Annotated in this window: 7 protein-coding genes; 3 read left to right on the top strand and 4 right to left on the bottom strand. The window is 60.9% G+C overall.

What is annotated here, in order from left to right; all coding sequences use genetic code 11:
- The 3 genes from L9Z73_RS21110 to fhuF form a co-directional block, all read left to right on the top strand.
- The coding region (locus L9Z73_RS21110; RefSeq protein ID WP_247405019.1) for a thioesterase domain-containing protein at positions 1–975 on the top strand (975 nt) is incomplete at its 5' end.
- Between the two features lie 72 nt (positions 976–1047).
- A complete protein-coding gene (locus L9Z73_RS21115) occupies positions 1048–2403 on the top strand; it encodes a lysine N(6)-hydroxylase/L-ornithine N(5)-oxygenase family protein (RefSeq protein WP_247405022.1) in 1356 nt (451 codons plus the stop codon).
- A gap of 90 nt (positions 2404–2493) precedes the next feature.
- Positions 2494–3249, top strand: a complete 756-nt coding sequence (gene fhuF, locus L9Z73_RS21120; RefSeq protein ID WP_095021400.1) for a siderophore-iron reductase FhuF — start codon at positions 2494–2496, stop codon at positions 3247–3249.
- 161 nt (positions 3250–3410) lie between these two features.
- Here the strand turns inward: fhuF and L9Z73_RS21125 are convergent, their stop codons facing one another.
- From L9Z73_RS21125 to L9Z73_RS21140, 4 genes are all read right to left on the bottom strand, one after another.
- Positions 3411–4178, bottom strand: coding sequence for an ATP-binding cassette domain-containing protein (locus tag L9Z73_RS21125; protein ID WP_095021401.1), 768 nt, complete (start codon positions 4176–4178; stop codon positions 3411–3413).
- A gap of 552 nt (positions 4179–4730) precedes the next feature.
- Positions 4731–6077, bottom strand: coding sequence for an OprD family porin (locus L9Z73_RS21130; RefSeq protein ID WP_247405026.1), 1347 nt, complete (start codon positions 6075–6077; stop codon positions 4731–4733).
- Positions 6078–6279: 202 nt separating this feature from the next.
- On the bottom strand, positions 6280–7302 hold the full coding sequence (locus L9Z73_RS21135) for a histone deacetylase family protein (protein ID WP_247405029.1): 1023 nt from the start codon (positions 7300–7302) through the stop codon (positions 6280–6282).
- Positions 7303–7391: 89 nt separating this feature from the next.
- Positions 7392–7883, bottom strand: a 492-nt coding sequence (locus L9Z73_RS21140; protein ID WP_247405032.1) for an NAD(P)-dependent oxidoreductase, incomplete at its 5' end; no start/stop codon positions are given.

The raw sequence follows: 7883 nt of genomic DNA on the forward strand, positions 1-7883 counted from the left end.
CTTGCGCGCATCCGCAAGCAGGGCCTGCAAGGGGAGCGCAAGCTGAGCCTGGCCGACCTGCTCAATGCCCCGAGCCTCGCCGCCTTGGCCGAACGCTTGGCCCCACCGCCAGTGGCCGACCCGGAAGTGGTGTTTTTGTCGCGTTCGGGCGACGGCGTGCCGCTGTTTTGTCTGCCGGGCTTGATCGTCAACAGCAGCGAATTCAAGCCGCTGGTGGATGCCCTGGGTGGCGAACGGCCGGTGTATGGCTTTGTCAGCCATGTCTATACCGAACAACGTTGGCGTGGTTACGACTTGCCAGCGCTGGCCGGCGAGTACGCGGACTACATTGCCCGCACCGTCAAGGGCGGGCGCTGCGCCTTGCTCGGCTGGTCGTCCGGGGGCGAGTTGGCCCTGGAGACCGCGCGCTTGCTGCAAGGGCGCGCCCAAGTAGATTTGCTTTGCTTGGTGGATGTGTTCGAGTCGGTGCCATTCCATCCACGGCAGCCGCTCGACAAGGCCGCGCGCGCCCAGGCGCAACCACTGCTGGACAGTTGGCTGGCCCGCTCGACCATGGCTGCCCAGTGGCGTGGGTTGTTCGCGCTGATGGACGATCATGAGCGCGATGCCCTGGCCGAACATGTGCTGGCTTGCGACGGGCAATTGCCCAGCGACGGGCCGGATCTACTGTCTCGGGAATTCGAACAGTGGGCGTTGCTCGACAAGCGATTGAAAGCTGCCCGCCATGTGCATGCGCCACTGGCGATAGACGCGCATGTCTGGCAGGCCGCCGACTCCCTGACCCGCAGCGAACGCCTGCGCGACTGGAGCGCCCTGGTCAACGTCGTCGAGCAGCGCTGCGTGGCGGATGCGCACCACCTGGACATTATCCGCCACCCGCGATTCATGACCGACCTGGCGCGGTCCTTAGCGGCCCTTGAATCAGCTAAGCGACCAGAGGGCGCTAAATTTGCCAAGGCCGCGAGCGTCTTCTAAGAACACGTTATCTGGCGGCCAGCCCCGATGTTCCGGCCCGCTCTCTCACCCTCTCTGGAAGGAATCGGTCACATGACCCAGCACCTCACCCCGACGGCTCCCCACGACCTGATTGGCATCGGCTTCGGCCCTTCCAACCTGGCCCTGGCCATTGCCTTGCAAGAGCGCGCGGAGCAGGGCGGCAAGGCCTTCGACGCGCTCTTCCTGGAGCGCCAGTCCGACTATAACTGGCACGGCAACACCCTGGTCGCCCAAAGCGAACTGCAGATTTCCTTCCTCAAGGACTTGGTGACCCTGCGCAATCCGTCCAGCCGTTTCTCGTTCGTCAACTACCTCAAGGTCCATGGCCGGCTGGTGGACTTCATCAACCTGGGCTCGTTCTATCCGTGCCGCATGGAGTACAACGACTACCTGCGCTGGGTCGCTATGCAATTTGCCGAGCAGAGCCGTTATGGCGAGCAAGTACTGCGCGTCGAACCTGTGGTCGAAGCGGGCGGTCGGGTGCGGCATCTGAATGTCATCAGCCAGAACTTGCACGGTCGCGAAGTGAGCCGCCAGGCCCGCTCGGTGATCGTCAGCACGGGTGGCACACCGAAGGTTCCCCAGGCGTTTGCCGGCTTCAAGGACGACCCACGGGTGTTCCACCATGGCCGTTACTTGTCGGCCATGGCCACCCAGCCGTGCACCCGTGGAGAGCCGATGCGTATCGCCGTGGTCGGTGCCGGGCAGAGCGCCGCCGAGGCGTTCATTGACCTCAATGACAGCTACCCGAACGTGCAAGTCGACATAATCCTGCGCGCTGGCGTGCTCAAGCCTGCTGACGACAGCCCGTTCGTCAACGAAATTTTCGGTCCCGATTACACCGACCTGGTGTTCAACCAGCCGGAAACCGAGCGCGAGCGGCTGATCCGCGAGTACCACAACACCAACTACTCGGTGGTGGACCTGAGCCTGATCCAGCGCATCTACGGAATTCTTTATCGCCAGAAAGTCTCCGGCATCAATCGCCACGGTTTCCTCTGCCGGCGAATGATCGAAAGCGCCAGTGAGGTTGATGGCCGCGTGCAATTGCAACTGCGCGACCTGGGCACGGGCAGCACCGAGGCGCGGTGCTACGACGCGGTGATTCTGGCTACCGGCTACGAACGTCGCTCGCATCGCGAACTGCTCGCCCCACTCAAAGACTATCTGGACGATTTCCGGGTCGATCGCGATTATCAACTGCTGGCACGCCCGGAGCTGGAAACACCGGTCTTTATCCAGGGCTTCAGCCAGCAGTCCCATGGCCTGAGCGACACGCTATTGTCTGTGCTGCCGGCACGCTCCGGGGAGATCGCCGCCGCCCTGGAGAAGCGACTGGAGGGCATTCGTCAGCCCCAATCGGCCCCTGAAGCCCGCCGCGCGGCCGGTCTAAGCGTCTCGGCCTGATGGCTGAATATTGGCGGCCGATCGGGTATGCTGGGTAAATGATGTTGTTTCTCATTTGTCCATTTTCATCAACAAGGGTGCCAGGGGCTGATGATCGACGTGCTTGCACCGCTGTTTCGTGGTGATTTCGAAACCTACCGGGAAGTGTTGGTGCTGGACGACGATCCTCGTCCGGCCACCCCTTACCACACGCTGTTGGCGCCCAGCGCTTTTGGCGACTTGCAAGGCCGCTTCGGCCAGCGCTACAGCGGTAGCGACCGCCGTGCCTTGGCGTCGTTGTGGGCGAAGCACTACATCGTCAAGCTGCTGCCACCCGTGATGGGGGCCACGTTGCTGTTGCGCTGGCGTCTGCCGCTGTCCCTGGCCGACACAGCCCTGGTGTTGGATGAGGAGCTCTTGCCCCAGGCGTTTCGCCTGATCGGCAAAGGCGAGCCGTTCGCGGCCGATGTAAGCGATCCGTTCGAGCTGTTCTCGGGCTTGCTGGACGATCACTTGCAGCCGCTGTTCCAGGCCATGGCCAGTCAGGTGAAGTTGTCGCCCAAGGTGCTGTGGAGCAATGCGGGCAACTACTTCGAAAACCTGCTCAACCTGATGGCCAAGGCCGGCATGCCCGCCGAACGCCTGGCGCCAGGCCGCCTCTTGCTGGAAACCAAGACCCGCGCCGATGGTACCCGCAATCCGCTTTTCCAACCGGTGCAGTATCTGCCCATCAACGATGAACACGGTCAAGCCAGCTTGCGCCGCGAGCGTAAGGTCTGCTGCGTGCGCTACCTGTTGCCTGAGCTCGAGCTATGCGGCAACTGTCCGCTTAAGGTCAAGCCATCCGGCAAGCGGGTTTGTGCCTGAGGGACAAATGTTTGGATTTGATCCCACTGTGCGCCAAGCGAATGGATTGTGTGTGGAGCGCACGTGTTCGCGAGGCTGCGTTGCTGACACACGGATTCGCTAGCAACATGCCATCCCGGCTAACGCCGCCCCCCGAAAAAACTGCGACCCGGTGGAATCACTCAGTAGTGAAAACTGATCGCCGATCCATCGCGCGGGTGCGGCATGACGCCCATGCTGATGCCGTAGATGGACTCCAGGACTTCACTGTTCATCAAGTCCGCCGGTGGGCCCTGGATCAGCAACCGGCCGCTGTGCAACGCCACCAGATGGTCGCAGTAACGCGCAGCCATGTTGATCTCATGCAGTACCACGACCACGCCGAGGTCCAGCTTGTGGCTCAACTCGCGAATCAACCCCAGTACCTCGACCTGATGAGCAATGTCTAAAGCCGAGGTCGGCTCGTCGAGCAGCAGATAGCGGCTGTTCTGTGCCAGCAGCATGGCCAGCCAGACCCGCTGGCGTTCGCCGCCAGAGAGGTTGTCCACCAGGCGGTCGGCATAGGCCGTGGTGTGAGTCAGTTCCAGGGCCTGTTCGACCTGCGCGTGATCCTGCTCGCTCAAGCGTCCCAGGGCGCCATGCCACGGGTAGCGGCCAAAGCGCACCAGTTCGCGCACGGTGAGGCCGTCGGCGGCGGGCAGTTGTTGCGGCAAGTAGGCCACCTGCCGTGCGAACTCGCGGTTTTTCCAGGCCGACAACGGCACGCCATCGAGCGTTACCGTTCCCTGGCTCGCGGCTTGCTGGCGGGCAAGCAACTTGAGGAGGGTCGATTTCCCGGAGCCGTTATGCCCGATCAAGCCGATGATCTGGCCATCGGGCAGGGTCAGGTCCAGCGGGTGCAGGAGGGTGCGCTCGGGGATTTCGAAAGAGACGGCCTGCAACTCGAACATTGGAAGGTCCTAGGGCAAAAAAGACACTGATTTTAGAGCAAACAAGAAGCATTATCAAAGGTTGTGTGGCGCGCGTCGGTGAAGATGGCGCGTTACCCTCGCAGGGTTCATTCGTTGTTTCTTGAAACCATCGGTTTGCGGCTCTCCATTCAAATGTGATGAGCGTCGTTCACCTTTCAGACGTTGCTTGCAATGTGAGCTTCGATAAATGGGCGGATAGCTGCCTTCAGATCGGCGACGCGGGTGAAGGCACCCCGGTGCGAAGTTGCACGCCACTTGACCACCCGTTTGCATTCGACCTGACCAGCGATTGCGTCGGATTTGACCAATACGCGTTGAAACCATGATCGGCAGAGAACGGCCAATAGCAGACGCTCCTGCCGGTTGAAATCAAGGGCAGCGCCAACACTCTGGGCTTACAGCGTTGTCGCAAAGCAACCCGCAGACTGCCCGATCCACTAAAACCGGGTAGTCTTGGGTTTGTTAGCTCCATCAGCAGCGAATCATCACGGCGCTGAGAATGCCACAGGATCCGCAGCGATTATGGTTGAGCTATCGCAGAAAGCTTAGGTCCAAGGGGTAATCAAGGATGATCCGTGTTTGATCCAGGTCGTTGGCAATCGCGCCGTAATCGCCACCGGTGCGCATCGAGGCGAGCATCAACCGTAGCGATAGGTTCTTCGCCGGTCCTGACTGCACCACGTATTTGACCCACAGGTCCCGCTCCCACTGTGAGCCATCTCGCACGGCCTTGTATCGGGAGTAGGCGCCGCCGGCATCCCTGCCATTGATGTCGGTACCGCGAATGTAGCGCGCGGTGAAGGTCAGGCCCGGCACGCCAAGCACAGCGGCATCCAGATCGTAGCGGGCACTCCAGGCCTTTTCGTTGGGGCTGTTGAAGTCACTGCCCTGGGAGGCCGCATCCAGCTCGATATCAAAACTGTTCCAGACATAGTCAAATGGCTGGTCGCCATCAATCTGCGTATAGGCCAGTTCAAACTTGTGCCCACCCAGCGCATACCCCGCACGCGCACTCCAGGCATCGTTGCGAATATCGCCCAGCAATGCCGCGCCGGTATTGCGGGTCCGGTAATAGTTGACGCCGGTGTTCACCACGCCGCCCACGGTCAATGGCAGGCGGTAGTCAAGCGAGGCGAACTGCTGATTCCAGATATCATCCAGTTCGGAACCAAATAACTTGATCTTGAGGTTGTTGACCCCCGTGTAAATACCGCCGTAATAACTGACAAACTCGCTATCAGCCTGACGCCCGCTATAAGCCGTGCCCAGATGCCCACCATGATTGGGTTGCGCCCGATCGCTACTGGAGACAAAACGCCCGGCATTCAGGGTCAGGCCATCGAGCGAGCGATCCGTGACATTGAAGCCCCTTAATGTTTGCGGCAACAGACGAATGTCGCCGTATTTGAGCACCGGCGAATCGGGGAACAGATCGCCGTAGGCCAATTCGGTCTGGCCGACACGCATCTTCACCGCGCCACCGGCCTTGGAGTAGCCACTTTTAGGCTCGCCCTGATTGTCCCGCGCAACGATGCCGCCATTGCCGATGCCATCCCCGACGCGGCCGTTGCCACCGTCGAGTTTCAGCGCCCCCATGTAATGCAGATCCACGCCGAAGCCAATCAGCCCCTGCGTATAACCTGAGTTGAACTTGGCAAGTACCCCTTGCGCCCACTCCTGACGGAAACTTTGCCGTTCGCCTTCGGGGTTGCGGTAACTGCCGTTACGGTTGTCGGCATTCCAGTAAAAGTTGCGCAAGCCTACCGACGTCGTGCTGTCTTCAATAAAACCTTTGTCTGACTCTGCCGCGCTCACAACGGTGCTGCTCAGGCAGACACTGGCGCCGGCCATCCCCAGGGTAAAAAGTTTGATCCACATAGTGCACTTCCTTTTTGCCAACGTTTAAGAGTGGCAGCGTTGAATTTTTATTGTTATTGATCAGGTGTGTTTGCAGCGGGCAAGGTCAAGCCCGACCGCTAACTTGCGCCGTGACGTAAGTTGCACCCTTGTTGTTTTAGGTATTGCTCGGTAAGCCCGGGCTGGAAACCTTGGTGGGTTAATCAGCCTGGGCGAATGACTGTCAGCGCGAAGCGGTCAAGCCGTCGAAGAACCGCGCGGCGTTTTCATCGAGCGTCGCGATGTCGTAGCCGCCTTCCTGCACCACTACGCACGGCAGGCCCAGCGCTTTGATTCGCTGCCCCAGCACCCGGAAACCTTCATCGCTGACGGCGACCTTGGACTGCGGGTCGTTTTCGTAGATATCAAAGCCCAGCGACAGCACCAGTACGTCCGGGGCGAAGGCGCGTAAGGCTGCCTCGGCCTGGTCCATGCAGGCGAAGAAATCCGCCTCGCTGGAGCCGTGGGCCATCGGCAGATTCAGGTTGAAACCCTCACCTCGGCCAGTGCCGGTTTCGTCGTCGAAGCCGGCCACTACCGGGTAGAAGTTGGTGGGGTCGCCATGGATCGACACGTAGAGCACGTCATCGCGGTCGTAAAAAATCTCCTGGATGCCCTGGCCGTGGTGCATGTCAGTATCCAGCACCGCAACTTTGGCGAACTTGCCTCGCAACACCTGGGCAGCAATCGCCGCATTATTCAGAAAACAGAAGCCGCCAGCGCCTTCGGCACGGGCATGGTGTCCCGGTGGACGGCACAGTGCGTATGCCGCGTCATCGCCTTCGATAATTGCCTGGGCGGCGGCTACCGCACTTTGCGCTGACCAGTAAGCGGCCTGCCAGGTGTGTTGGCCAATCGGGCAACTGCCGTCGGCCAGGTAGCGGGCGGTCTTGCCCAGGATTCCACGCAGCGGATTGCCCTCGCGGATGAAAATGTTCGACATCACCTCATCACCCCAGTCCTCAGGCACCTCGTGCCATTGCTGGTAAGCGCTGCTCAGGTATTCCAGGTATGCCGGGCTGTGCACCGCGGCCAGTGGCGCCTGACCGGAGTCGGCAGGTTCCAGCAGCGGGTAGCCGAGCTTCTTGACCACCGTCAGCAGCGGGTCGATACGCGCGGGGACCTCTAGCGGCTCGCGCATCTGCCCACGCGACAGGTAGGAACGTGGATGGTGCAGACGCTGTGCCGGATGGAAAAATGTTTTCATGGATGACCTCATGCCAAGACAATTCAGACTGCACACGCCTCGCGCCGACAACGCAGCACGCAACGCGCAGTGATTAATTCGCTGTCCGCTCAATAACCCTGTTCGGGATCGACCAGATTGTTCAATGCCAGTCCCACCGTCAGCCGCGAGACGTTGTCGGCGACCTGCTGGGCGATGCATTGATCCGAGGCGGCAGACGCCATGTGTGGCGTCACCCATACCCCAGGGGTGTGCCATAACGGCGAATCCGTAGGCAGCGGCTCCTGTTCAAACACATCAAGCAAGGCGCCACGCAGTTGCCCGCTGGCCAGGGCCTGTTGCAGTTCCAACTGATTGAGGTGCTGGCCACGGCCGCAATTGATCAAGGCACTGCCCCGCGCCATGTACTGGAACACCTCGCGGCCCAATACACCTTGAGTGGCGGCGGTCAGCGGCAGCAAGTTGACGAGCACATCCAACTCCGTAAGAAACCCCTGCAGCGCGGACGCTCCGCTGAAGGTGCTCACACCGTCGATTACCCGCGGCGTGCGAGCCCAACCGCGCACGTCGTAGCCGGCCTCGGCCAACCGCGTGGCCACCGG

It is taken from the genome of Pseudomonas emilianonis (genome assembly GCF_023072625.1).
Classification (GTDB): Bacteria; Pseudomonadota; Gammaproteobacteria; order Pseudomonadales; family Pseudomonadaceae; genus Aquipseudomonas; species Aquipseudomonas paraveronii.

What these genes read in the sequence shown, in the direction of transcription:
- L9Z73_RS21115 (WP_247405022.1), top strand. Translation starts at nt 1,048, where the DNA reads ATGACCCAGCACCTCACCCCGACGGCTCCCCACGACCTGATTGGCATC.
- fhuF (WP_095021400.1), top strand. Translation starts at nt 2,494, where the DNA reads ATGATCGACGTGCTTGCACCGCTGTTTCGTGGTGATTTCGAAACCTAC.
- L9Z73_RS21125 (WP_095021401.1), bottom strand. Translation starts at nt 4,178, where the DNA reads ATGTTCGAGTTGCAGGCCGTCTCTTTCGAAATCCCCGAGCGCACCCTC.
- L9Z73_RS21130 (WP_247405026.1), bottom strand. Translation starts at nt 6,077, where the DNA reads ATGTGGATCAAACTTTTTACCCTGGGGATGGCCGGCGCCAGTGTCTGC.
- L9Z73_RS21135 (WP_247405029.1), bottom strand. Translation starts at nt 7,302, where the DNA reads ATGAAAACATTTTTCCATCCGGCACAGCGTCTGCACCATCCACGTTCC.